This window comes from Brevundimonas sp. Root1279 (assembly GCF_001425945.1).
Lineage (GTDB): Bacteria > Pseudomonadota > Alphaproteobacteria > Caulobacterales > Caulobacteraceae > Brevundimonas.
The window spans coordinates 74523-95915 of sequence record NZ_LMEB01000001.1; the positions used below are offsets into that span (position 1 = coordinate 74523).

Here is a 21393-nt window from a genome sequence, read left to right on the forward strand (position 1 = left end):
ATCGGGGGGCCGGACGCAATGAGCGCTATCTTCCATGCCGGCATCTCCGGCGCCCGGGGTCGTATGGGCCGCGCGGTCTCCGCCGTTCTTGACGCCCGCGAAGACGTCGTCGTCTCGGCCCGCTTCGATCGCGGCGAAACGCCCGACCTGAGCCTGTGCGACGTCATCATCGACTTCTCGACGCCCGACGCCTCGGTCGAACTGGCCCGCGCCTGCGCCGCTCGCGGCGGCCCGGCCCTGGTCATCGGCTCGACCGGCTTCTCCCCCGAGCAGGACGCCGAGATCCTCAAGGCCGCTGAGACCGTGGCCATCGTGCGCAGCGGAAACTTCTCCCTGGGCGTCAACATCCTGATCGGCCTCGTCGAGCACGCCGCCCAGCGGCTGGACGCGCGGGACTGGGACATCGAGGTGCTGGAGTCGCACCACCGCAAGAAGGCCGACGCCCCCTCGGGCACCGCCCTGATGCTGGGCGAGGCCGCCGCCAATGGGCGCGGCGAGGATCTCGAAGACGTGCGCGCCAAGCCGCACGACGGCCTGACCGGCCCGCGCGAAACCGGCAAGATCGGCTTCGCCTCGATGCGCGCCGGCGGCATCATCGGCGAGCATTCGGTGCTCTTCGCCTCGGACGACGAGGTCCTGACCCTCAGCCACTCGGCCATCGACCGCTCGCTCTTCGCCCGCGGCGCGGTGGCGGCGGCGGCGTGGGTGCGCAGTCGCAAGCCCGGCCTCTACGACATGCAGGACGTGCTGGGCTTCCGCCAGGCCTGACCCGGGGAAGGCTCCCCGGCGAAGCCGGCATCCATCCAGGCGTCTCTTAGGCCGGCTGGTTCGTCACAAAGGACACGAAGGCCTCACAAAGGGCGCGAAGAGACCGCGCAGTCGCACCGGCCCCTTCGTGTTCTTCGTGCCGTCTTGGTGTCCTTCGTGACGAACCGACTGAAGGTTCCGCTTCGCGGAAGGACGACAAGATGCCTCAATGCGCGTGCTTGGCGTGCCTGGCGCCGCCGGTGAACAGCGTCTTGATGAAGAAGAAGACGGCGATGACGATCGCATAGCCCAGGAACAGGGCCAGCACGGTCATCCAGAAGCCCAGGGTCAGCAGGTCGGGCAGGACGAAGGGGGCTCCGTCGAGGACCGGGCGGACCACGCCGATCAGCACATGCGCGACGGCGGCGGCGGCGGCCGTCGCCCACAATCGGCTCCAGTCAGCCATCAGCAGGGCGGCGATGACGGCCACCAGCAGGCCGGTGACCTGATTGACGCCGTCGAACCCGCCGCGGGCGAGCGAGAGAAAACCGGACAGGAACGCGCCGATCGAATCGATGAGGGACTCCATACGCCGACCTCCTTTTTCTTACGGCCCAGCTTGGGCCGCGAACGGGGTTAACGCAGGCTTCAGGAATTCGCTCCCGACCCTTCGCCCTAGCCGCGTCCGGTGGAGCCGAAACCGCCGGCGCCGCGCGCCGTCTCATCGAGCGCCTCGACCTCGACCATGGCCGCCTGCTCGTAGCGGGCGATGACCATCTGAGCGATCCGCTCGCCGCGCTGAATGACGAAGGGCTCCTGGCCGTGATTGATCAGGATCACCCCGACCTCGCCGCGATAGTCGCTGTCGACGGTGCCCGGCGAGTTGAGGCAGGTCAGGCCGTGCTTCAGCGCCAGGCCCGAACGCGGCCGCACCTGCGCCTCGAAACCGGGCTCCAGCGCGATCTTCAGGCCGGTAGGCACCAGGGCGCGCGCGCCCGGCGCCAGGGTCAGCGGCGCGTCCTCGGCGACCGCAGCGCGCAGATCCATGCCGGCCGAACCCGCGGTCTCATAGCCGGGCAGCGGCAGGTCCGCGGCGTGCGGAAGACGTTCGACGCGGACGGTGGTCATGCGGGGTCTCTTCAAGCCTTGAAATGATCGGCGATGCGGGCCGCCAGCTTCCTGGCCACCTCGGTCTTGGACTGGCGCGGCCAGGCATCGGCGCCCTCGACGGTGAACAGGGTGACGGCGTTGCCGTCGGCCCCGAACACATCGTCCGAGACGTCATTGCCGACGATCCAGTCGCAGCCCTTGCGCGACAGCTTGGAGCGGGCGTTGACTTCGAGGTCCGTGGTCTCGGCCGCGAAGCCGACGACCAGCTTGGGCCGCTTCGGACCGGGCGCGGAAATGCCCGCCAGGATGTCGGGGTTCTCGATCAGGGCCAGAGACGGCGGGCCGCCGGGCGCCTTCTTGATCTTGCCCGAGGCGACCCCGTCGACACGCCAGTCAGCCACGGCGGCGCTCATCACGGCGATATCGGCCGGAAGAGCGGCTTCCACCGCCTTCTGCATATCGCGGGCCGCCTCGACCCAGACGCGCTCGACCCCGACCGGGGCCTCCAGCGCCACCGGGCCGGAGACCAGGGTCACCCGGGCGCCGAGCTCTGCGAGCGCCTGGGCGATGGCGTAGCCCTGCTTGCCGCTGGAGCGGTTGGTGAGGCCGCGCACGGGGTCGATCGGCTCGAAGGTCGGGCCGGCGGTGACAACGGCGTGCCGGCCGGCCAGCGGGCGGCCGTCGGGGCCGGCGAGCAGGCCCGTGATCGCTTCAAGGATGGCGGCCGGTTCGGCCATGCGGCCCGGCCCGAACTCGCCGCAGGCCATCTCGCCCTCGTCGGGACCGACCACGGCCATGCCGTGGAAGCCGTCGAAGGTCTTCAGCCGTGCGACATTGGCCTGAACCGCCGGGTGCAGCCACATCCGCACATTCATCGCGGGCGCGAGCAGGACGCGCTTGTCGGTGGCCAGAAGCGTCGTCGAAGCGAGGTCGTCGGCCAGGCCGTTGGCGGCCTTGGCGATCAGGCCCGCCGTCGCCGGGGCTACGACCACCAGGTCGGCCCAGCGCGACAGCTCGATATGGCCCATGGCCGTTTCGTCCTCGGGCATGAACAGGGCCTGGCGAACCGGGTTTCCTGTCAGGGCGGCCAGGGACATGGGGGTGACGAACTCGGCGCCGGCCGAGGTCAGGACGCTCATCACCTCCGCCCCGCCCTTCTTGAGCAGCCGGACCAGTTCGAGGGCCTTGTAGGCGGCGATGCCGCCGCCCACGATCAGCAGGATCTTGCGCCCGGAAAGCGTCGCTGGGGTCATGTCGAAGGTCTAGCCGGGCGGCCCGGCGACGTCGAGTGACCGTTTCCCGAAATGGAACATTGCAGGAACAGAATAACGCTGTTATGCGTATGGCTCAGCTTGGCCAGGGAGGATTGGATGCTGGGCGGGAAACGAGATTGGATCACGGTCGCGGCGCTGTCCGCGATGGCGCTGGGAGCGATGGCGCTGACCGGCTGCGGCGACGGCGGCTCGGCGGTGCAGACGCGGGATCGCACCGACGAGGCGGCCGGGGCCGTCGCAGCGGTCACGGGCGGGGCGGCCCAGGCGGCCGAGACCGGGCGGGCCGACGCGAACACGCCCAAGCCGGTGCTGACCGCCAACCGACGCGAGACCATGGATGACAAGGTCATCCGGCTCTTCCAGCGCAACGGGGCGGATTTCGGGGCCGAAACGGCGGACGATTATCTCGCCCAGGTGCAGGCCTTCACTCAGCGGCCGCCGGCAGGGACCGACCGGGTCGAGCGACCGAACGGCGACGTGCTGTTGTATCAGGCGTCGACCAACACCTTCGCCGTGGTGTCGCGCCAGGGGGTGGCCAAGACCATGTTCAAGCCGCGCGAAGGGGCCGCCTACTGGGCGGAGCAGAAAGCGGCCGCGCCGGCCTTCGGTCGGCGGCGCACGTCATCGCCTGCAGAATGAGGGATTTTGGGAACGACGCGGCGATCAGGCCTCGTCGGTCTCCTTGCGGTCGGCCATGTCGCGGATCAGCTCCAACGCCAGCTTCTGTTGGCGGCTGGACAGCTGCGGCGCCAGGCGGCTGATCTCGATGGTGTAGCGGGTCGCCGGGAAGTCGTGGTCAAGGCCGCCGAGGGCTTCGGCCGCGCCCGCGATCTGGGCTCCGCTCAGGCCTTCGAAGAAATATCCGATATCGACCTTGAAGAAGCGCGCGATATCCCAAAGCTTCGATGCCGAGATGCGGTTGGCGCCCTTCTCATACTTCTGGATCTGCTGGAAGGTCAGGCCGAGGGCCCGACCGAGGTCGCTCTGGTTATAGCCGAGCGCCAGCCGTTTTTCGCACACCCGCCGACCCACGTGCCGGTCTACGGGATGAGGGCCCTCATCGCCCTTGCCTCTGGCCATTTTGCTCATGCCTTCTCGTGGGTGAAGCTATGCCTGAATGCGCCTGCTTTGAGGCTCTGTCACGGAAAAACAGTCGTTCTAGCACGCTGGGTCTACTCAAGATTGTGTAACCCGGGGTTGCTCTCCCCGCTCACGCGAAAATCTTCTCGCCAGAGCGAATCACCCTCGGCGGCGAAGGGTGATTCGGCCCCCGGACAGCGCCGGCGCCAAGGCCAGCAAAAGGCCCAGGCCGAACAGCAGATCGCCAACCCGGCCGTACAGGGTGGGCGCCGTCGGCTTGGGCAGGCGGGCGTCGATGACGCCGCTTTCGCCCGGGTCGAGCCGCTGGTCGCCGATCACCCGCCCCCAGGGGTCGATCATGGCCGACACGCCCGTCGGCGTGGAGCGCACCACCGGCAGTCCCGTTTCGATGGCGCGGTAGCTGGCCAGGTTGAGGTGCTGCAGCGGACCCGAGGTTCGGCCGAACCAGGCGTCGTTGGACACATTGACGATCCACTCGGGACGGGCGGCCCCGCCGGGGGTGAAGCCCGGATAGAGGCTCTCGTAGCAGATCAGCGGCTGGACCGGCGGCAGGCCGGGCACGGTGATCGGCGCGGGCCGGGCGCCGGCGCTGAAGTCGAGCGGCATATGGGTCAGGCTGCGCACGCCGAGCGCACCCATCAGGCCGCCGGCGGGCAGGTATTCACCGAACGGCACCAGGCGGTATTTGTCGTAGGTCCCGGTCAGTCGCAGACCTTCCTCGACCCGCGTCACCGCCAGCAGGCTGTTGAAGTAGCGTGCGCCGTCGGGGGCGTCGGCGTCCGGCACGCCGCGGCCGAGGCCGAGCATCAGGGTCTGGCCCGGCCGCAGGGCCCGGGCGATGGCGACGCCATCAGGGGACTCCGGGCCGAACACCTGGTTGGCCGAGGCCGGCAGGGCGCCTTCGGGCCAGATGACCACGTCAGGGACCACGGCGCCCGGACGGCCGGTCAGGTTGACGTAGCGATCGACGATGCCGCGATAGGCCTCGGGAGTCCATTTGGACTCCTGGGCGACGTCCGCCTGAACGATGCGGACCACCGTCGGGGTCAGCTCCAGTTCGGCGCGGGAAAGGCGGACCGTTCCGCCGACCACCAGAGCCGCCAGGGTGAGGACGCCGAGCACGGCCGCGCCGACGCGGGCCTTGCGCGGGCCGGGTCCGGCGAGCGGGGCGAAGGCCGACACGGCCGCGACGGTGACCAGGCTGAGGCCATAGACGCCGGCGATGGCGGCGAACTGGGAGGCGGCCGAGCCGGCCTTCCAGCTGGCCCCTGCGGGGTTCCAGGGGAAGCCGGTCAGGACATGGCCGCGCAGCCATTCCAGCAGGCAGAACAGGCCGGCGAAGACGAGGACGCGGCTGACGCCCTGCGGGCGAAAGCGATGATAGAGCGCCGTCGCCGCGCCCCAGAACAGGCCCAGCCCCGCCGGCAACAGGGAGGCGGCGAAGGGTCCCATCCAGGCTTGAGCCGGATTGACCAGAAAGGCCTCGGCCACCCACCAGCAGCCGATGAAGAAATAGGCGAAGCCCGCCAGCCAGCCCATCCAGAAGGCGCCGCGGGTCGAGGTCGAGCGCTCGGACAGCAGCAGAAGCAGGGGATAGCCGAGCAGACCGGGCAGGATGCCGAACGGCGGATGCGCCAGCGCGCCCGCCACGCCGGCCAGCAAGGCCAGGGCGATGCGGCCGAAGCGCAGGATCAGGCGGTCGCGGCGGGTCGAGAGATCAAGCGTCAGCATCCGGCCTGTATGGGTCGGCGACGCCCAGGCTGGCAAGGATGTCGCGCTCTTCGGCCTCCATCTCTTCCGCCTCGGCCTCATCCTCGTGGTCGCGGCCGAGCAGGTGAAGCACGCCGTGGACGGTCAGGTGGGACAGGTGATCGGCCAGGGTCTTGCCCTGTGCCTGCGCCTCCGCCGCGCAGACGCCGTAGGCCAGGATCAGGTCGCCGAGGTGGGGCGCGGCGCTCTCCGCAGCGGGAAACGACAGGACGTTGGTCGGCTTCACCTTGCCGCGATAGCCCGAGTTGAGCTCCTGCACCGCCGCGTCGTCGGCAAGCAGGATGACGACATCCCCCTCCACCGTCCCGAGGGCGGCCACGGCGGCGCGTTCGGCGACGGCCGCGGCCTCGGGCAGGGCGGCCGTCCAGGCTTCGTCCTCGACTTCAATCTCGATCATCCGATCACGCGTCCGGATCTTCGAGATCGGCGGCCGGGCGGTGCGCCGCGGCGTCGGCGTCGTAGGCGCGGACGATACGCTCGACCATGGCGTGGCGGACCACGTCCTGGGCCTGGAAGCGCTGCACCCCGACGCCCTGGACGTTCTCGAGGATGCGCAGGGCATGGCGCAGGCCGGAGTCGCGCGGATTGAGCAGGTCGATCTGCGACGGGTCGCCGGTGACCACCATCCGGGCCCCCTCCCCCAGCCGGGTCAGGACCATCTTCATCTGCAGCCGCGAGGTGTTCTGGGCCTCGTCGACGATGATGAAGGCGTGGGCCAGGGTGCGGCCGCGCATGAAGGCGATCGGAGCGGCCTCGATCTCGCCCTTGTCGCGCCGACGGCGCACGTCGTCGGGACCGAGGATGTCGTTCAGCGCCTCCCAGATGGGGGCCAGATAGGGGTCGACCTTCTCGTTCAGGTCGCCGGGCAGGAAGCCGAGCTTTTCGCCGGCCTCGACCGCCGGGCGGGTGATGACCAGCCGGTCGACCTGGCCGCGGCGCAGCAGGGAGGCGCCGTAGGCGGCGGCGAGGAAGGTCTTGCCGGTGCCGGCCGGGCCGACGCCGAAGGTCAACTCGCAGCGCGACAGCAGGTCCAGGTAGCGTGCCTGGGCGGCGGTCTTGGGCGCGATGGCGCCGCGGCGGCCGACCGGCAGGGCGACGGCGTTAGGGGCCACGCTCCCCTGCCCTGCCCGCGGCTGGGCGTGAGCGGCGCCCAGGGCGGTGCGCACATCGGCCTCGGTGATCTCGGCGCCGGTCTCGGCGCGTGTGGCCAGGGTCTCGATGACCCGCTTGGCCTGGGCCCGGTCGCGGGCCGAGCCGTTGATGGTGACCCCCCCGCCGGGGGACTCGACCAGGACCTTGAAGGCGTCCTCGATCAGGGCGACGTGGCGGCTGTTCGGCCCCACCACGGCCCTCAGGGCCGCATCGTCCAGGGCCAGGAACTCACTCTCACGCGCCATGAAGAGCTTTCTTGCTGTCGCCGGCGCTCGGCTCGCGGAGCCTCGCTGCTGGAACGACGGGTTGGGCCAGGCGACCGCTGAGGGATTTCAGACCGCCGCTTTCGATCGTCACCGGAACGATCTGGCCGATCAACTGATCCGCGACGCCGTCGACGTACACCGGCTGCAGCCAGGGGGAGCGGCCGGTGACGTGGCCGTCGAACTTGCCGGGGCGCTCGAACAGGACCGGAATAGTCATGCCGGCGCGGGAGGCGTTGAAGGCCGTCTGCTGTTCAAACAGCAGGGTCTGGAGCGCCTGTAGACGTTCGCGCGACACGGCGTCCGGCACCTGGGCCGCCATGGTCGAGGCGGGAGTCCCCGGGCGGGGCGAATACATGAAGGAGAAGGCCGAGGCGTAGGTCACGCGCCGGACCAGATCCATCGTGTCCTCGAAATCGCGGTCGCTCTCGCCCGGGAAGCCGACGATGAAATCACCGGACATGGCCATGTCCGGACGCGCCTCCCGGATGCGCTCGATCAGGTCGAAATACTTCTGGCGGCCATGCTTGCGGTTCATCAGCCGCAGGATGCGGTCCGAGCCCGACTGCACCGGCAGGTGTAGCCAGGGCATCAGGACATCGAGGTCGCGATGCGCCTGGATCAGGTCGTCGGACATGTCGTTGGGGTGGCTGGTCGTGTAGCGGATCCGGTCCAGACCCTTCACCTCCGCCAGCAGATAGGCGAGCCGCGCCAGGGTCGACGGTTTCCCGTCCAGGCCCTCGCCGTCGTAGGCGTTGACGTTCTGGCCCAGCAGGGTGACCTCGCGCACGCCCTTGGCCGCCAGCTCGCGCGCCTCGGACAGGATGGCCGCGACCGGCCGGGACCATTCAGCCCCGCGGGTGTAGGGCACGACGCAGAAGGTGCAGAATTTATCGCAGCCCTCCTGAACGGTCAGGAAGGCCGTGAAGCCGTCGACGCCGCGCTCGGCCGGCAGGGCGTCGAACTTCTCATTGGGGGCGAAGTCGGCGCCGATGCGCTCGCCGCGAGCGCGGGCGGTGCGGGTCAGCAGTTCAGGCAGCTGGTGGTAGGCCTGGGGCCCGACGACGAGGTCGACCGCCGGCTGGCGCAGCATGATCTCCTCACCCTCGGCCTGGGCGACGCAGCCGGCCACGGCGATGGTCATCGACCCCCGCCCGGCCTCGGCCTTGGCCTCCTTGAGCACGCGGATCTTGCCGAGCTCGGAATAGACCTTCTCGGCCGCCTTCTCGCGGATGTGGCAGGTGTTGAGGATGACGAAGTCGGCGTCCTCGGGCGTCTCCGTCGGCGCGTAGCCGAGCGGGCGCAGCACATCGGCCATGCGCTCCGAGTCATAGACATTCATCTGGCAGCCGTAGGTCTTGATGAACAGGCGCTTGGGCGCGGCCTGAGCCTCCGACGGCGGTACGAGGGGGTCGGTCATGGGAGGCTTTTAATGCGCCGGGACGCAGCGCGCTACTTGAGTGCGGATTCGGATCCTGCGGGGCAGGTGAGGCGCAAGCGCGCAGAGGCGTCCGGTCGCATCGCATGGATCGTGCGACAGGCGGATGTACCGGCTGTTCAGCTTTTGGAGCGGTCGTGAACGACCCCGCCGACATCGCCGAAACGACCGCCGGAGCCCCGGCGACCTCGCGCCCCGCCACGGACGCCCGCGCCGCCGTCTCCCCCGGAACGAAGCCCTCGTCCCCGGCCTGGCCGATCCCCGGCCCGGCCCTTTCATGGAGCACGTCCGTGCACACCCCGCCCCTCGTTGACCTCAGCATCCATCACAAGCCGGTCGGTCTGTCGGACCGGATCGCCCTTGGCTTCACCAAGATGCTGCGGTTCTGTGCGGACACCTTCTTCGCCAAGCGCTACGGCCACCGCGCCATCGTGCTGGAGACCGTCGCGGCCGTGCCGGGCATGGTCGGCGCCACCCTCACCCACCTGAAATGCCTGCGCCGCATGTGCGACGACCAGGGCTGGATCCGCACCCTGATGGAGGAGGCGGAGAACGAGCGGATGCACCTGATGACCTTCATCGAGGTGGCCAAGCCGACCCTGTTCGAGCGACTGGTCATCCTGGGTGTGCAGTGGGTCTTCTACCTGGCCTTCTTCACCCTCTACCTCGTCAGCCCAAAGACGGCGCACCGCATCGTCGGCTATTTCGAGGAGGAGGCGGTGATCAGCTACACCCATTACCTCAAGGAGCTGGACGAGGGCCGCAGTCCCAACGTGCCGGCGCCGGCGATCGCCATTCACTACTGGAAGCTGCCGGCCGACGCGACGCTGCGCGACGTGGTGCTGGTGGTCCGCGCCGACGAGGCCCACCACCGCGACGTCAACCACGGCTTCGCCAGCGAGCTGGCCGGCATCGAGGTCGACGAGAGCCGCCACGCCCCCTACCCCGAGCACGCCGAGGACATCCGCATGGCGGCCTGATGGAGGCATGAGAAAGCCCCGGCGCGGCATCCGCCCCGGGGCTGTTCTCTCCTCCCAGGCCGCGTCGGGTCGAAAAGGCGGAGCCTTTTGACCGCGGCCCAAGAATTATGCCGCGTCTTCGCCGCGGTGGGCGTGGCGCTTGAAGATCAGGCCCTCGCGGCTGGTCGGTTCGGCGCCCTCGATCGGCACGCCGTACAGCTCGAGCTTGTGGCCCATCAGCTTGAAGCCCAGGCGTTCGGCGATCTCGGTCTTGAGGCGCTCGATCTCGGCGTCGAAGAATTCGATGACCTCTCCCGAGCGGGTGTCGATCAGGTGATCGTGGTGGTCGTCGCCGGCCTCTTCATAGCGCGAGCGGCCGTCGCCGAAGTCGTGCTTCTCGACCACGCCGGCCTCCTCGAACAGGCGCACCGTCCGGTAGACGGTGGCGATCGAGATATGCGGGTCGATGCTCGAGGCGCGACGGTACAGCTCCTCGACGTCCGGATGATCCTCGGCGGCGGAGAGCACGCGGGCGATGACCCGCCGTTGCTCGGTCATGCGCATGCCGCGCTCGGCGCAGAGTTTTTCAATCCGGTCCATGGCGCGGGAGAATAGGTCGCTGCGTCGCTCTAGGGAAGCGTCGCCGCCAAGTTCAATTCGAGGACCAGGGCGTCGCGCCGGACGCCGTCGATCCCGGCGTAGTAGCCACGCCGGCGACCGGCCTCAGCGAATCCGGTCCGGGCATACAGGGCGCGGGCCCCTGCGTTGTCCTCGGCCACCTCGAGAAAGATCCGCGAAGCCCCGCGGGCGGCAGCGGCGACGGCCCCCTCGCCCACCAGCACGGCGCCCAAACCCCGGCGGCGGGCGGCGGGCCGCACCGCCAGGGTCAGGATCTCGGCCTCGTCGGCCACAGCGCGCATCAGGATGAAGCCACCCTCGTGCTCGACGGCGAAGACGCCCGCCTGGGCGAGGAGGTCAGCGAAGGCGGCGGCGCTCCAGGGCGTGTCGGGCGCGACGAAGGCCTCGGCGTGCAGCACCGCCAGCCGATCGGCCTGGGCGTCCGTCCCGGTCATGCGCCGGGGATCCGCGTCGGACGAGCCTGACCCGGCAACCGGGTCGGCGGGGTGGCGTCGGGCGCGCGCAGGTAGAGCGGCTGGGCCGGGCCGGCGGCCAGGTCGGCGGCGGCGGTCAGCCGGGCGAGCGCTTCGGGCGCCGGCCCGACAGCCTCGATGGTTTCGATATCTGGCCGGTTCGCCGCGACGAGGGCGGCCCCGGAGCCGATCAGACGGGCGCCGGGAGCGAGCGCCTCAACCCGCGCGGCGGCGGCTTCAAGGGCCAGGGCTTCGGCCGGGCCGGTCGGGACGCCGTCGCTCCAGAAGCGGGCGTAGACCTGGCCGCGGCGGGCGTCGATCAGGGCCCCGACGCTATCGGTCGCGGCGCCGTCAGCGCTGGCGGCCAGGGCGTCGAGGGTCGAGAGCCCGACCACCGGGCGATCCAGGGCGGCGCCCAGGCCGTGGGCGAAGGCCAGGCCGACCCGCAGTCCCGTGAAAGAGCCGGGACCGACGGTGACGCCGATCCGGTCAATCGCGCCGAAGCCCCCGTCGGTCTCGCCGACCGCGTCGCGGGCCAGGCCGGCCAGCCGCTCCTGATGGCCCTTGGCCATCTCCAGCGAGCGCAGACCCAGCGGACGGACGGCCCCGTCCACGACCTCGACGACGCCGACGGTGCACAGGTTCAGCGCCGTATCGATGACGAGCACCCTCATGCGCGGCCTCCCGCGCAGGGGGTCAGCGTCGCGACAGGGCCCGGACGACGCGCGCCACGGCCCGGCGCACCTCGCGGTCGGCGATCAGCGGAAAGGCGCTGGCCACGGCCCGCCCGTCCGCCGTTTCGGTGATATGGCGAAGGGCTTCCCAGCCGGCCTCGTCCCCCTCCCCCTGGACCGTTTCGATCGGCGGAAAGAAGGCCTCGACCGAGGTCGCCAGCACGGTCGCCGCACGATGCAGGCGCGAGGCCGAGATGCGGTTCTGGCCGGTCTCGTACTTCTGCACCTGCTGGAAGCTGACCCCAAGTTCGCGCGCCAGGGCCGTCTGCGACAGGCCGAGCGCCGAGCGCCTCAAGCCGATCCGCGCGCCCACAAAGGCGTCCACCTCGTTCCGTTCGCTGGTCCTCGCCACGTGCAGCCCTCCCGTTGAATACACGGAAGCGTTTCACATCGCCGATTGAATTGCAACTAAATCGTTTCATTAGACGTCCAGACGGGCGACCACCGCCGAAACCTGGCGGGTTTCGGCCCGCGCGATCCGCTCTTCCGGGCCCGTGACCCCGCGCACAACCAGGGCCTCGGCGTCGGCGCGGTCATAGAGGCGCACGCGCACCTCGCCGCTGGCCAATTCGATGACGCAGCCCTGGTCGCGGCGTGGCCAGCGGCCCGGCTCATACTCAAGCACCACGCCCGAGGCGGCCCAGGGCGCGAGCTCGTCGTCGGCCAGCTGCAGGCGGCGGGTGGCGACTGTCGCAAAGGCGCGCCCGGCGCTCTCGACGCCGGTCGCCGGCGGAGTCGGGGCCTGAGCGGGAGCCTCCGCGCCGAGGGCCAGCGACAGGGCCTCGGGGGTGGCGTCGAGGGCGGCGGTCAGCCGACGCTGCACATCGGGCCGGAACAGGCCGGGGCGCTTACCGGATTCGTAGAGACCCCAGCCCTGGCTGGTCATGCCGGCCCGCTCGCCGGCTTCGGCCTGGCTCAGGCCGCGCTCGCGGCGGAGGCGGGCGAGAGCCTCGCCGAGGCGTCGGGCGTCACTGTCAGTCTCGAAGCGGGGCATGGAAACAGAATGCACCACGCGACCCGCCTAAGCGAGCCAATTTCGTTTCACATCTCACGGGCGCTACGTTCGCGCCGCGTCAGCGCCCCTAAATGACCTGCTCGACCCGGGTAACCTCGGGGACATAGTGCTTCATCATCTGCTCGACCCCGGCCTTGAGTGTGGCCGAAGAGGAGGGGCAGCCGGCGCAGGCGCCCCGCATGCGCAGGGACAGGACTCCGGTCTCCTCATCGAAGGCGTCGAACAGGATGTCGCCGCCGTCCTGGGCCACGGCCGGGCGGATGCGGCTGTCGAGCAGCTGCTTGATCTCGAGCACGATTTCGCTGTCGTCGCCTTCGGGACTGGCGCTGTCGAAGGCGCCGCCGCGCATAAGCGGAGCGCCGGAGACGAAGTGATCCATGATGGCGGCCAGGATCGGCGCCTTCATCTGCGGCCATTCCAGGCCCTGGGCGTCGCGCGTCACCGAGACATAGTCATAGCCGAAGAAGACGCCCTTCACGCCCTCGACCTGGAACAGCGCCTCGGCCAGGGGCGAGGCGGCGGCCTCGTCCACGTTCACGAAGTCGCGCGGATCAGACGAGACGTCCCGGCCCGGCAGAAACTTCAGGACGTTGGGGTTCGGCGTCGGTTCGGTCTGGATGAACATGGCGCTCAGATGCGCCCGCGAGGCGGCGGCTTCAAGGCCCATAAAGCCACAGGGGCGAGGCGAGCGTTAGCGCCCCTTCCATCAAGCCAGGTCTTCGATGTCCTTCTCGGTCAGCTCGCCGGGGACGATGGTGACCGGCAGCTTGCGGCCGGTGAAGGCGGCGCCCTGTTTGACGATGGCGGCGACCAGTGGGCCGGGCGAGCCGGCGCCGGCGGCGAGGACCAGGATCTTGATGTCGGCGTCGGCGCCGACGACCTTGCGGATGCAGCCCTGGGCGTCGCCGCGCTCGATCAGCAATTCGGGCATGGCGCCGGAGCGCTCTGACGCTTCGCCGGCCCAGCGGTTCAACGAGGCCTCGGCCTCGGCCCGGGTCTGGCGTTCGATCTCGTCACGGACCCCGGCCCAGTGGGCGTCGGACGCCGCCGGCGGAATGACCCGCAACATGACGACGTGGCCGCCAGTCGACCGCGCCCGCCGCGACGCATAGCGCAGCGCGGCCTCGAACTCGGGACTGTCGTCGACGACGACCAAAAACTTGCGCGGCATCAGCCCTCTCCCAGCCCAAGGCACGCTAGCAGAACGCGACCATCATCGCGAAATTCCCGCCCGCGCCGGGTCGACAGGGCGGAGCCCTGTGACCGCGGGCCCCGAGAAAGCTTCGTCAGATGGCTGACGAAGCGATCTCACGGATGACCGAGTTGGCGATGGTCAGCTTGGCGAAGGTCCAGCCGGAGCCCGAGCTTTCGATCTCGTCGACCGAGGCGCGGACGCCCTCGACCTTGGCCATGCGCGATCCGATCCAGCGGTCAACGGCCTGTTCTGCGGCTTGCTCGCTGGCCCCGACCGAGACGTCCGAGGCCTTGGCCACGGCGCGGGTCAGGACGAGTTGCTCGTTCATCAGGTCCTCGATGAGGCGACGCACGGCCAGGCGATCGAAATGATCGGCCGACGGCACATTGTTCGCCGCCGCCCGCAGGCGGTCGAAATCGAAGGCCGCGCCGACCTGGTGGTACAGGGTCGCCATCGCCGGCTCCGGCCATCCGGCCTCGCGGGCCAGGTCGCCGATGTCGGCGGTGGCCACCAGCGGGCGCAGCATGGCGAAGTCGCGGGCCATGGCCTCGGTTGCGCCCAGCGCCGTGAAGACGGCGATGCGGCCATCCAGCTGGGCCTGTTCGAAGCGCGACAGAACCGAGGCGCCGGCGGCGCGCAGGGTGTCGGCGGCCGGGCGGTAGGCGGCGATCAGGCCGTCGACCGTGGCCCCCGGCGCCATGGCGCGGCGAGCCAGCCAGAAGGTCTGGCGACGCAGCACGGTGGCGATCTCGCGATACAGCGCCGTCTGGGCCTCGGCCGGGATCTTCAGGTCCAGCGCGGAGACCGCGTCCCAGGCCTGGTCGAGGCGGAAGATCTGACGCGCCGCCTCAAAGGCCAGCACCATCGCCCCGGTGTCGCACTGAGCCGACAGGCGCAGGCGTTCCGGGAAGGTGGGGCCGCACATGTTGACGATCTCGTTCGACAGGATGGTCGAGATGATTTCGCGGCGCAGGCGGTGGCGCTGCATGTCGGCTTCGAACTTCGCCAGCGGACCCGGGAAGTAGCGCACCAGGGTCTGTTTGAAGAAGGCGTCGTCCGGAGCCTTGGAGGCGACGATGTCGTCGAACAGTTCGAGCTTGGAATAGGCCGTCAGCACAGCCAGCTCGGGCCGGGTGAGGGGCCCGTTGGTGGCCTTCATCTCGGCCATCTTCAGGTCGTCGGGCAGACCCTCGACCTTGCGGTCCAGCTTACCCTTCGAGGCCAGCCACTGCATGAAGCGCTGCTGGGCGTCGAGCGCCTTGGCGCCCTCGGCCTGCTGCAGGGTCAGGGCCAGGGTCTGGTCGTAGTTGTGGGCCAGCACCTTCAGGCCGACCTCGTCGGTCATCGAAGCCAGCAGGGCGTTGCGGTCCTCCTGCTTCAGCGCGCCCGAGCCGATGGCCGCGCCGGTGAGGATCTTGATGTTCACCTCGTGGTCGGAGCTGTCGACGCCGGCCGAGTTGTCGATGGCGTCGGTGTTGATCCGCCCGCCTGACCTGGCGAAGGCGATGCGGCCGGCCTGGGTCAGGCCCAGGTTGGCGCCCTCGCCGACGACCTTCACGCGCAGCTCGCCGCCGTCGATGCGGATGGCGTCATTGGCCTTGTCGCCGACCTGCAGGTCGGTCTCGGTCGGGGCCTTCACATAGGTGCCGATGCCGCCGAGGTAGAGCAGCTCGGCCGGGGCCTTGAGAATGGCCTTCATCAGGGCGGCGGGGTCGACCGCGTCCTCCTCGATCTCAAGCAGGGCCTTGATCTCGGGCGTCAGCTCGATCGACTTCGCCGAACGCGGGAACACGCCGCCGCCGGCCGAGATCTTCGACTTGTCGTAGTCCTGCCAGGACGAGCGCGGCAGCTTGAACATCCGGTCGCGCTCGACCCACGAGACGGCGGGATCCGGGTTCGGGTCGATGAAGATGTCGCGGTGATCGAAGGCGGCGACCAGCTTGATCGCCTTGGACAGCAGCATGCCGTTGCCGAACACGTCGCCCGACATGTCGCCGACGCCGACGACGGTGAAGGGCTCGGTCTGGATGTCCTTGCCCATCTCGCGGAAGTGCCGCTTCACGGCCTCCCAGGCGCCGCGGGCGGTGATGCCCATGACCTTGTGGTCGTAGCCGACCGAGCCGCCGCTCGCGAAAGCGTCGTCGAGCCAGAACCCGTAGTCGGCCGAGATGCCGTTGGCGATGTCGGAGAAGGTCGCCGTGCCCTTGTCGGCAGCCACGACGAGGTAGGGATCGTCGCCCTCCCACATGATCACATTGGCCGGATGGGTGACCGAGCCGTCGGCGGCGATGTTGTCGGTGACGTCGAGCAGGCCGGACAGGAAGGTCTTGTAGGCGCGGATGGCCTCGGCCTGCTGGGCGTCGCGGTCGCCGCCGGCGCGGACGATCCCGGCCAGGCATTTCGGGAAGAAGCCGCCCTTGGAGCCGACCGGCACGATGACCGCATTCTTGACCTGCTGGGCCTTCACCAGGCCGAGCACCTCGGTGCGGAAGTCGTCGCGGCGGTCCGACCAGCGCAGGCCGCCGCGGGCGACCGGGCCGAAGCGCAGGTGCACGCCTTCGACGTGCGGAGCCCAGACGAAGATTTCGCGGAAGGGCTTGGGCTTGGGCAGGTCCTCGAGCTCACGCGAGGCGATCTTGATCGAGATGTGCGGCTTGGGCGCGCCGTCGGCGCCGACCTGGAAGTAGTTGGTGCGCTTGATCGCGCCGACCAGCAGGCCGAGACGACGCAGGGCGCGGTCGTGGTCGAGGCTCTTCACGTCCTGGAGCAGGGCGGTGAATTTGTCTGTCTGCTCGGCCACGGCCGGTTCGCGCGACGCGGCGTCGCCGCCGCCGGCCGGATCGAACTTGGCGCTGAACAGCGACAGGATGGCGCGGGCCACGGCCGGATAGTCGCGCAGCGCCTCTTCCTGAACCGCCTGCGACGGGTCGAGGCCGGTCTGCTGGCGGTAGCGGGCGAGGGTGCGGATCAAGGCCGCTTCGCGCCAGTCGACGCCGAGCTCAAGCACCAGGCGGTTGAAGCCGTCGCTCTCAGTGCGGCCGGTCCAGACGGCCACGAAGGCCTGTTCGAACGGGGCGCGGACGTCGTCGAAATGCAGATCGCCGCCGCGCGGGTCCTCGAGCAGGAACTCGTGGACGTGGATCTCCTCCGAGTCCGACGGACGGACGGCGTGGCCCCATTCCTCAAGCGTCTTCAGCCCCATGTCGGCCAGGATCGGCAGAACGTCCGACAGCGGCACGGCCGAGCCGCGACGATAGAGCTTGAAGCGGAAGTTCAGCGGCCCGTCGCGCTCGGTGCGGAAGGCGCGAACGGCCACCGGATCGCCGCCATCATTGGCGCCGCTGGTGTTGAGCGTGTCGATCGCCTGCAGGTCGCGGACGGCCTCGGCGGCGTCGTAGCGGTCGCGGTAGCCGGCCCCGAAGGCCTCGGCCCAGCGGGCGCTGAGCGGACCGACCTGGACGTCCTCGACGTCGGCGGCGCGCAGGGCGCTTTCGAAACGGTCGACCCAGCTGCGGCCGGCCTCGGCGATCTCGGCGTCGAGCGCGGCCTGGTCGGGGCAGGGGTGGTCGCCCGGGGTGACGCCGATGATGTAGTGGATGCGGACCAGCGGCTGATCCGACAGTTGCGGATACCAGGCCGACAGACGGCCGCCCCAGGCCTTGGCCAGGATGCGGCCGATGCGCTCGCGCACCGAGGCGTCGAAACGCTCCCGCGGGATGAAGCAGAGCACCGAGACGAAGCGGTCGAAGGGGTCTTTGCGGGTGAAGCTCTTGATCCGCGGACGGTCGTGCAGGTGCAGGATGCCCAGGGCGATGTCGAGCAGTTCGTCCTCGCCGATCTGGAAGAGCTCGTCGCGCGGATAGTTCTCGAGGATGTTCTTGAGGCGCTTGTAGCTGTGCGAGCCCTCGACCTTGCCGGCGCGGTCCAGGGCGTTGGTCACCTTGCGCCGGATGAGCGGCACCTCGGTGGCGGCCTTGTCATAGGCCTCGGCGGTGAACAGGCCGACGAAGCGGGTCTCGCCCGAGGGACGGCCGTCCGCGCCGAAGCGCTTGACCCCGATATAGTCCATGTAGGCGCGGCGATGGACGCGCGAGCGTGCGTTGGCCTTGGCCACGGTGACCGGTTCGGACAGGTCCAGCTGGCGCTTCATCGAGCGGGTCAGGACCGCCGGCTCGCTGGCGCGGCGCAGCACGGTGCGGCTCGGATCCGCGAGAACGCCCAGGCCCACGCCCGACTGCGATAGCGGGGCCTCGGCCTCGTAGCCGCCGTCAGTCGTGCGCGGATAGTCGTAGTCGCGCGCGCCGAGGAAGACGAAATGGTCAGCCTGGACCCAGCGCAGGAAGGCCAGGTTCTCGGCCAGTACCTCGGGTTCGACGCCCGGGGGCGAGCCTTCCAGGTGTTCGATCGAGCGCGCCATCAGGGCGTGCATGCCGGCGTGGTCGCTGACCGCCCCGCGCACATCAGCCATGGTCGAGGCCAGGGCTTCGCCGAGGGCGTCGCGGCGCTCCTGCGGGATCGGGTCGATGACCACCAGGATCAGCGACGTGCGGCCCGCAGCCGTCTCGACGATCGGGTGATACATGGAGCGGACGGTGACGCCGGCCTCGGCCAGTTCGCCCATCACGCTGTCGACCAGGAACGGGCCGTCGCGCTGGATGATGGCGATGCCATCGTAGCCGAGCGGCCGGTGCTCGGCGTCGACCAGCGAACGCAGGCTGATCATGGCGGCGTCGTCGGGACCGCGCTCGGCGGCGGACGTCCACACCGTGGCGAGGACGCGGCCGAGGTCGGCGGCGCCCAGCTCAGGCGTCTCATCGGCGACGTAGTCGTCGTGAACCTGGGCCAGGTAGGACGCGGCTTCGGGGCCAACGGCCCCGCCCACCGCGGTTGCGAAGCTCGCCTCCAGCGCCTCCCGCGTAATCGCCTGGGGAAGCACGGGGGCTGAAGCGCCGGACATGAGCAGGTCTCTTTTCGGACGCGGCCTCTGCGGACCGCCGGAAGCGTGTTGAGACTAGGCCGCTTTGCCGCTTCGGCAAGCCGCCCGTCCCGACGGGGTTCCCCTAGGACAGCCGCGCTCGCGCGTGAACCCCCAAAACGTCGGGGCCGGTCCCGTTACCGGTACCGGCCCCTGAAGCGCATGCGCTCGCGTCCGATCAGAAGCGGACGTTCATGCCGATACGGAGATGGTGCTGCGCGAAGCTGTCGGACTCACGCCGCATGTCCGTACCCAGGGCATTGCCCAGCAGGAACGGGTTGTCCGCCGGAGCCGACCCCGGTCCGGCGCGGACGACATAATCGCCCGTGTCGAGGTCAGAGTAGATGTACTCGGCGTTCAGGATGAAGTTCTTCTCGAGGCGCCACTCGACGCCGCCGCCGAACTGCCAACCGTCAGCGTCGTCCTCATCCTCCAGCACGGTGAAGCTGTTGACCTGGTTGGTGATGAAGGCGCTGTTGTGGATCTTGCCGTAGGCCGGACCGCCGGTGACGTAGAACATCCCCGGGCCCGAGGCGTAGCCGGCGCGGAGACGCAGGGCGGCCATGTGCTCCATCTTGCGGGTGAAGCTGTAGGCGTCCGGACCGTTGCTGAAGGCGGTGACGCTGTCCTCGGCGGACACGGCGGCCAGTTCGCCGACGGCGCCGACCACCCAGTTGCCCATCTGCCAGTCCCAGCCCACCTTCGCGCCGCCCTCGACGCCCGAACCGTCACGGTCGCAGCGGATCGGGCCGGCGGGGTTGGCGCTCAGAACCGACAGCTGATCGCCGCAGAAGCCGCGGGCGAAGATGTCGGCGCCGCCGGCGTCGACGACCGTATCGCCGAAATTGCCGTCGAGGTTTCGGTCAAACAGAACCGTTTCGTTGTCGTCGTCGTTGGGCTGGGTATAGCCGCCGAAGACGCCGACGTAGGGACCCGACCAATCGTACGCGGACTGTGCGAACGCCGGCGCGGCCGCACCCGCCAGCAGAAGCGTCAATGACGCAGCAGAAAGGGTCTTCAGCATGGAGCTATCCTTCAAGAGAGACTATGCGCAATTTTGCCCGCCCTTACCCCGATCAGGCCGTCAACGCGGGCTCGGGCTGGGCTGTTCCGGCGCAAAGGGCTCCACGGCCCAGCCTGAGGCACTCGCCTGACAGGCGTGACATTCGCGCAACGCTTGTTTGAAGGGTCCCAGAGACGACTAGGCCGCCGAACTCACGTCCGGCGGCCTGTTCGGACCAGCACCCAGGAGGGGAGGGGTGGTGCTGGTCTTCGCCGCCACGGTTTGGGGGGGGAGGGGTCCGCGGCGACAGGGGTGAGATAGGCGCCGCTTGTGGCCAATCAAGGGCAGGGCGAGCCTTCAGTCATCCTCTGGGCGCGGCGAGTTGACGCGGTCACGCTTGGCCTTTTCGTTCGGCGCTTCCGCCTCCGCATAGGGCTCTCCGTCGCCGGACAGCAGGATGGCCATCCAGCGGGAGCCGCGGAACTCGGCAAGGATGGCCATGGCCATGACCGCCAGCGGCGTCGACAGGAACATGCCGACCACGCCCCAGATCTTGCCCCAGAAGGCCAGGGCCAGCAGCACCACCACCGGGTCGATGTTCTGGTTGTCGCCCTGCATGCGCGGCTGGATGAAGTTGCCGCTGATGAACAGGATGGCCTGCAGACCGATCAGCAGCACGGTCGCCTGCCAGTAGGTCTCGAATTGGACGAGGGCGAACAGCGGCGGCACCAGTCCGGCGACGGCGCCGCCCAGAACCGGGATGAAACCGACCACGAAGATGACGAAGGTCCAGAACTCGGCGTTCTGCAGCCCGACCGCCCGCATCAGGATCCAGGCGAAGACGCAGATCATCGCCCCGGTGACGGCCTGGACCCAGATATAGCCCTCGACCCCGCCGCGGACGCGCTGGAACACCTCCACGGCCTCGTTGCGGGCCGTGCGGTCCGGGAACATGCCGATGATCTTGCGCTTGAAGCCCGCCTGCGAGGCCAGCAGGAAGGCCAGGTAGACCATGACGAAGAAGGCGCCCGTCAGGGTGCCGCGGGCCTGATTGGCGGTCGAGGCGATGTAGGAGTTGAGGTCCAGCTGGCCCATCAGCTCGGCGGCGGTGGGGGCGGTGTCGACCCCGACCATGTCGCTGGCGTCTATCAGGATGCGATCAAGGCGCGGCCCGATGCGGGACCAGACGCCGCTGGCGTCGGTGAAGAAGCCCGCCGCGCCGTTCACGATGATGGCGATCGAGGCGAAGAACAGCAGCACGATGAAGATCAGCGCCGCCGCGCCGGCGAAGCGATCCGGAATGGGGGTGCGATCCTCGATGAAGCGCTTCACCCCATCGATCATGATCAGCAGGAAGATGGCCATGGCCAGCGGTGTGAGGATGTCGCTGAGCCAGTAGACCGCCGCTCCCACGGCGACGATGGCGACCGCCACCAAGGCGTTGCGCGACACGGTCGAGGTCGGGAGGGCGATGGGCGATTTCATGCGCATATGGTCGAGCTCCCCCGCCCCGACGTCAATCGGCCTTGAACCGTCTCGCCGTGCGTTAGACGATGAGCGTCAGCC

Annotated in this window: 21 protein-coding genes; 3 read left to right on the forward strand and 18 right to left on the reverse strand. The window is 69.5% G+C overall.

Annotated elements, in window-relative coordinates:
- The first annotated feature begins 18 nt into the window (after positions 1-18).
- Positions 19-768 carry a 4-hydroxy-tetrahydrodipicolinate reductase gene (gene dapB / locus ASC65_RS00380; protein WP_056447938.1) on the forward strand — a complete coding sequence of 250 codons (750 nt, stop codon included), beginning with the start codon at positions 19-21 and terminating at the stop codon, positions 766-768.
- 205 nt (positions 769-973) lie between these two features.
- On the opposite strand, the gene ASC65_RS00385 is transcribed toward dapB, so the two are convergent.
- The 3 genes from ASC65_RS00385 to coaBC all read right to left on the reverse strand — a co-directional run bounded on the left by ASC65_RS00385 (position 974) and on the right by coaBC (position 3110).
- Positions 974-1336 carry a hypothetical protein gene (locus ASC65_RS00385; RefSeq protein WP_056447942.1) on the reverse strand — a complete coding sequence of 121 codons (363 nt, stop codon included), beginning with the start codon at positions 1334-1336 and terminating at the stop codon, positions 974-976.
- Between the two features lie 86 nt (positions 1337-1422).
- Positions 1423-1875: a dUTP diphosphatase gene (dut, locus tag ASC65_RS00390; protein ID WP_056447945.1), complete on the reverse strand. Its 453-nt coding sequence runs from the start codon at positions 1873-1875 to the stop codon at positions 1423-1425.
- An 11-nt stretch (positions 1876-1886) separates the two neighbouring features.
- Entirely contained in the window at positions 1887-3110 is a 1224-nt protein-coding gene (coaBC, locus tag ASC65_RS00395) for a bifunctional phosphopantothenoylcysteine decarboxylase/phosphopantothenate--cysteine ligase CoaBC (RefSeq protein ID WP_056447948.1), read from the reverse strand.
- 165 nt (positions 3111-3275) lie between these two features.
- Between coaBC and ASC65_RS00400 the strand changes: the two genes are divergently transcribed.
- Positions 3276-3770 carry an S-type pyocin family protein gene (locus tag ASC65_RS00400; protein WP_156459500.1) on the forward strand — a complete coding sequence of 165 codons (495 nt, stop codon included), beginning with the start codon at positions 3276-3278 and terminating at the stop codon, positions 3768-3770.
- A gap of 24 nt (positions 3771-3794) precedes the next feature.
- Here the strand turns inward: ASC65_RS00400 and ASC65_RS00405 are convergent, their stop codons facing one another.
- The 5 genes from ASC65_RS00405 to miaB form a co-directional block, all read right to left on the reverse strand.
- Positions 3795-4211, reverse strand: a complete 417-nt coding sequence (locus ASC65_RS00405) for a helix-turn-helix domain-containing protein (RefSeq protein ID WP_056449098.1) — start codon at positions 4209-4211, stop codon at positions 3795-3797.
- 159 nt (positions 4212-4370) lie between these two features.
- Positions 4371-5963 carry an apolipoprotein N-acyltransferase gene (gene lnt, locus ASC65_RS00410; protein WP_056447959.1) on the reverse strand — a complete coding sequence of 531 codons (1593 nt, stop codon included), beginning with the start codon at positions 5961-5963 and terminating at the stop codon, positions 4371-4373.
- Entirely contained in the window at positions 5950-6399 is a 450-nt protein-coding gene (gene ybeY, locus ASC65_RS00415; protein WP_056447968.1) for an rRNA maturation RNase YbeY, read from the reverse strand. The genes lnt and ybeY overlap by 14 nt, the downstream gene beginning before the upstream one ends.
- A gap of 4 nt (positions 6400-6403) precedes the next feature.
- Positions 6404-7399 (reverse strand): PhoH family protein, encoded by a 996-nt coding sequence (locus ASC65_RS00420; protein ID WP_056447971.1) that lies wholly within the window; start codon positions 7397-7399, stop codon positions 6404-6406.
- A complete protein-coding gene (gene miaB, locus ASC65_RS00425; protein ID WP_056447974.1) occupies positions 7389-8837 on the reverse strand; it encodes a tRNA (N6-isopentenyl adenosine(37)-C2)-methylthiotransferase MiaB in 1449 nt (482 codons plus the stop codon). The genes ASC65_RS00420 and miaB overlap by 11 nt, the downstream gene beginning before the upstream one ends.
- Positions 8838-8992: 155 nt before the next feature.
- On the opposite strand from miaB, the gene ASC65_RS00430 reads away from it, so the two are divergent.
- Entirely contained in the window at positions 8993-9835 is an 843-nt protein-coding gene (locus ASC65_RS00430; protein ID WP_235561360.1) for an alternative oxidase, read from the forward strand.
- A 105-nt stretch (positions 9836-9940) separates the two neighbouring features.
- Here the strand turns inward: ASC65_RS00430 and ASC65_RS00435 are convergent, their stop codons facing one another.
- The 10 genes from ASC65_RS00435 to ASC65_RS00480 form a co-directional block, all read right to left on the reverse strand.
- Entirely contained in the window at positions 9941-10414 is a 474-nt protein-coding gene (locus tag ASC65_RS00435) for a Fur family transcriptional regulator (protein ID WP_056447977.1), read from the reverse strand.
- Positions 10415-10443: 29 nt separating this feature from the next.
- Positions 10444-10887, reverse strand: a complete 444-nt coding sequence (locus ASC65_RS00440) for a GNAT family N-acetyltransferase (protein WP_056447980.1) — start codon at positions 10885-10887, stop codon at positions 10444-10446.
- Entirely contained in the window at positions 10884-11579 is a 696-nt protein-coding gene (tsaB, locus tag ASC65_RS00445) for a tRNA (adenosine(37)-N6)-threonylcarbamoyltransferase complex dimerization subunit type 1 TsaB (RefSeq protein WP_056447983.1), read from the reverse strand. Before tsaB ends, ASC65_RS00440 begins: the two co-directional genes overlap by 4 nt.
- Before the next feature lie 22 nt (positions 11580-11601).
- On the reverse strand, positions 11602-11991 hold the full coding sequence (locus ASC65_RS00450; RefSeq protein WP_235561361.1) for a helix-turn-helix domain-containing protein: 390 nt from the start codon (positions 11989-11991) through the stop codon (positions 11602-11604).
- A 69-nt stretch (positions 11992-12060) separates the two neighbouring features.
- Positions 12061-12633, reverse strand: a complete 573-nt coding sequence (locus ASC65_RS00455; protein ID WP_056447986.1) for a helix-turn-helix domain-containing protein — start codon at positions 12631-12633, stop codon at positions 12061-12063.
- A gap of 88 nt (positions 12634-12721) precedes the next feature.
- On the reverse strand, positions 12722-13279 hold the full coding sequence (locus tag ASC65_RS00460) for a NifU family protein (protein WP_056449106.1): 558 nt from the start codon (positions 13277-13279) through the stop codon (positions 12722-12724).
- 81 nt (positions 13280-13360) lie between these two features.
- Positions 13361-13825, reverse strand: a complete 465-nt coding sequence (locus ASC65_RS00465; protein WP_056447989.1) for a universal stress protein — start codon at positions 13823-13825, stop codon at positions 13361-13363.
- Between the two features lie 115 nt (positions 13826-13940).
- Complete coding sequence (locus tag ASC65_RS00470) at positions 13941-18806, reverse strand: NAD-glutamate dehydrogenase (RefSeq protein WP_056447991.1); 4866 nt, start codon at positions 18804-18806, stop codon at positions 13941-13943.
- Positions 18807-19002: 196 nt separating this feature from the next.
- Positions 19003-19848, reverse strand: coding sequence for an outer membrane protein (locus ASC65_RS00475; protein WP_056447994.1), 846 nt, complete (start codon positions 19846-19848; stop codon positions 19003-19005).
- 336 nt (positions 19849-20184) lie between these two features.
- Positions 20185-21312 carry an AI-2E family transporter gene (locus ASC65_RS00480; RefSeq protein ID WP_056449109.1) on the reverse strand — a complete coding sequence of 376 codons (1128 nt, stop codon included), beginning with the start codon at positions 21310-21312 and terminating at the stop codon, positions 20185-20187.
- Positions 21313-21393: the final 81 nt, after the last annotated feature.

Bases quoted from the DNA above. Each gene is read 5' to 3' on its own strand.
- dapB (WP_056447938.1), top strand. From the start codon at position 19: ATGAGCGCTATCTTCCATGCCGGCATCTCCGGCGCCCGGGGTCGTATG.
- ASC65_RS00385 (WP_056447942.1), bottom strand. From the start codon at position 1,336: ATGGAGTCCCTCATCGATTCGATCGGCGCGTTCCTGTCCGGTTTTCTC.
- dut (WP_056447945.1), bottom strand. From the start codon at position 1,875: ATGACCACCGTCCGCGTCGAACGTCTTCCGCACGCCGCGGACCTGCCG.
- coaBC (WP_056447948.1), bottom strand. From the start codon at position 3,110: ATGACCCCAGCGACGCTTTCCGGGCGCAAGATCCTGCTGATCGTGGGC.
- ASC65_RS00400 (WP_156459500.1), top strand. From the start codon at position 3,276: ATGGCGCTGGGAGCGATGGCGCTGACCGGCTGCGGCGACGGCGGCTCG.
- ASC65_RS00405 (WP_056449098.1), bottom strand. From the start codon at position 4,211: ATGGCCAGAGGCAAGGGCGATGAGGGCCCTCATCCCGTAGACCGGCAC.
- lnt (WP_056447959.1), bottom strand. From the start codon at position 5,963: ATGCTGACGCTTGATCTCTCGACCCGCCGCGACCGCCTGATCCTGCGC.
- ybeY (WP_056447968.1), bottom strand. From the start codon at position 6,399: ATGATCGAGATTGAAGTCGAGGACGAAGCCTGGACGGCCGCCCTGCCC.
- ASC65_RS00420 (WP_056447971.1), bottom strand. From the start codon at position 7,399: ATGGCGCGTGAGAGTGAGTTCCTGGCCCTGGACGATGCGGCCCTGAGG.
- miaB (WP_056447974.1), bottom strand. From the start codon at position 8,837: ATGACCGACCCCCTCGTACCGCCGTCGGAGGCTCAGGCCGCGCCCAAG.
- ASC65_RS00435 (WP_056447977.1), bottom strand. From the start codon at position 10,414: ATGGACCGGATTGAAAAACTCTGCGCCGAGCGCGGCATGCGCATGACC.
- ASC65_RS00440 (WP_056447980.1), bottom strand. From the start codon at position 10,887: ATGACCGGGACGGACGCCCAGGCCGATCGGCTGGCGGTGCTGCACGCC.
- tsaB (WP_056447983.1), bottom strand. From the start codon at position 11,579: ATGAGGGTGCTCGTCATCGATACGGCGCTGAACCTGTGCACCGTCGGC.
- ASC65_RS00455 (WP_056447986.1), bottom strand. From the start codon at position 12,633: ATGCCCCGCTTCGAGACTGACAGTGACGCCCGACGCCTCGGCGAGGCT.
- ASC65_RS00460 (WP_056449106.1), bottom strand. From the start codon at position 13,279: ATGTTCATCCAGACCGAACCGACGCCGAACCCCAACGTCCTGAAGTTT.
- ASC65_RS00465 (WP_056447989.1), bottom strand. From the start codon at position 13,825: ATGCCGCGCAAGTTTTTGGTCGTCGTCGACGACAGTCCCGAGTTCGAG.
- ASC65_RS00470 (WP_056447991.1), bottom strand. From the start codon at position 18,806: ATGTCCGGCGCTTCAGCCCCCGTGCTTCCCCAGGCGATTACGCGGGAG.
- ASC65_RS00475 (WP_056447994.1), bottom strand. From the start codon at position 19,848: ATGCTGAAGACCCTTTCTGCTGCGTCATTGACGCTTCTGCTGGCGGGT.
- ASC65_RS00480 (WP_056449109.1), bottom strand. From the start codon at position 21,312: ATGAAATCGCCCATCGCCCTCCCGACCTCGACCGTGTCGCGCAACGCC.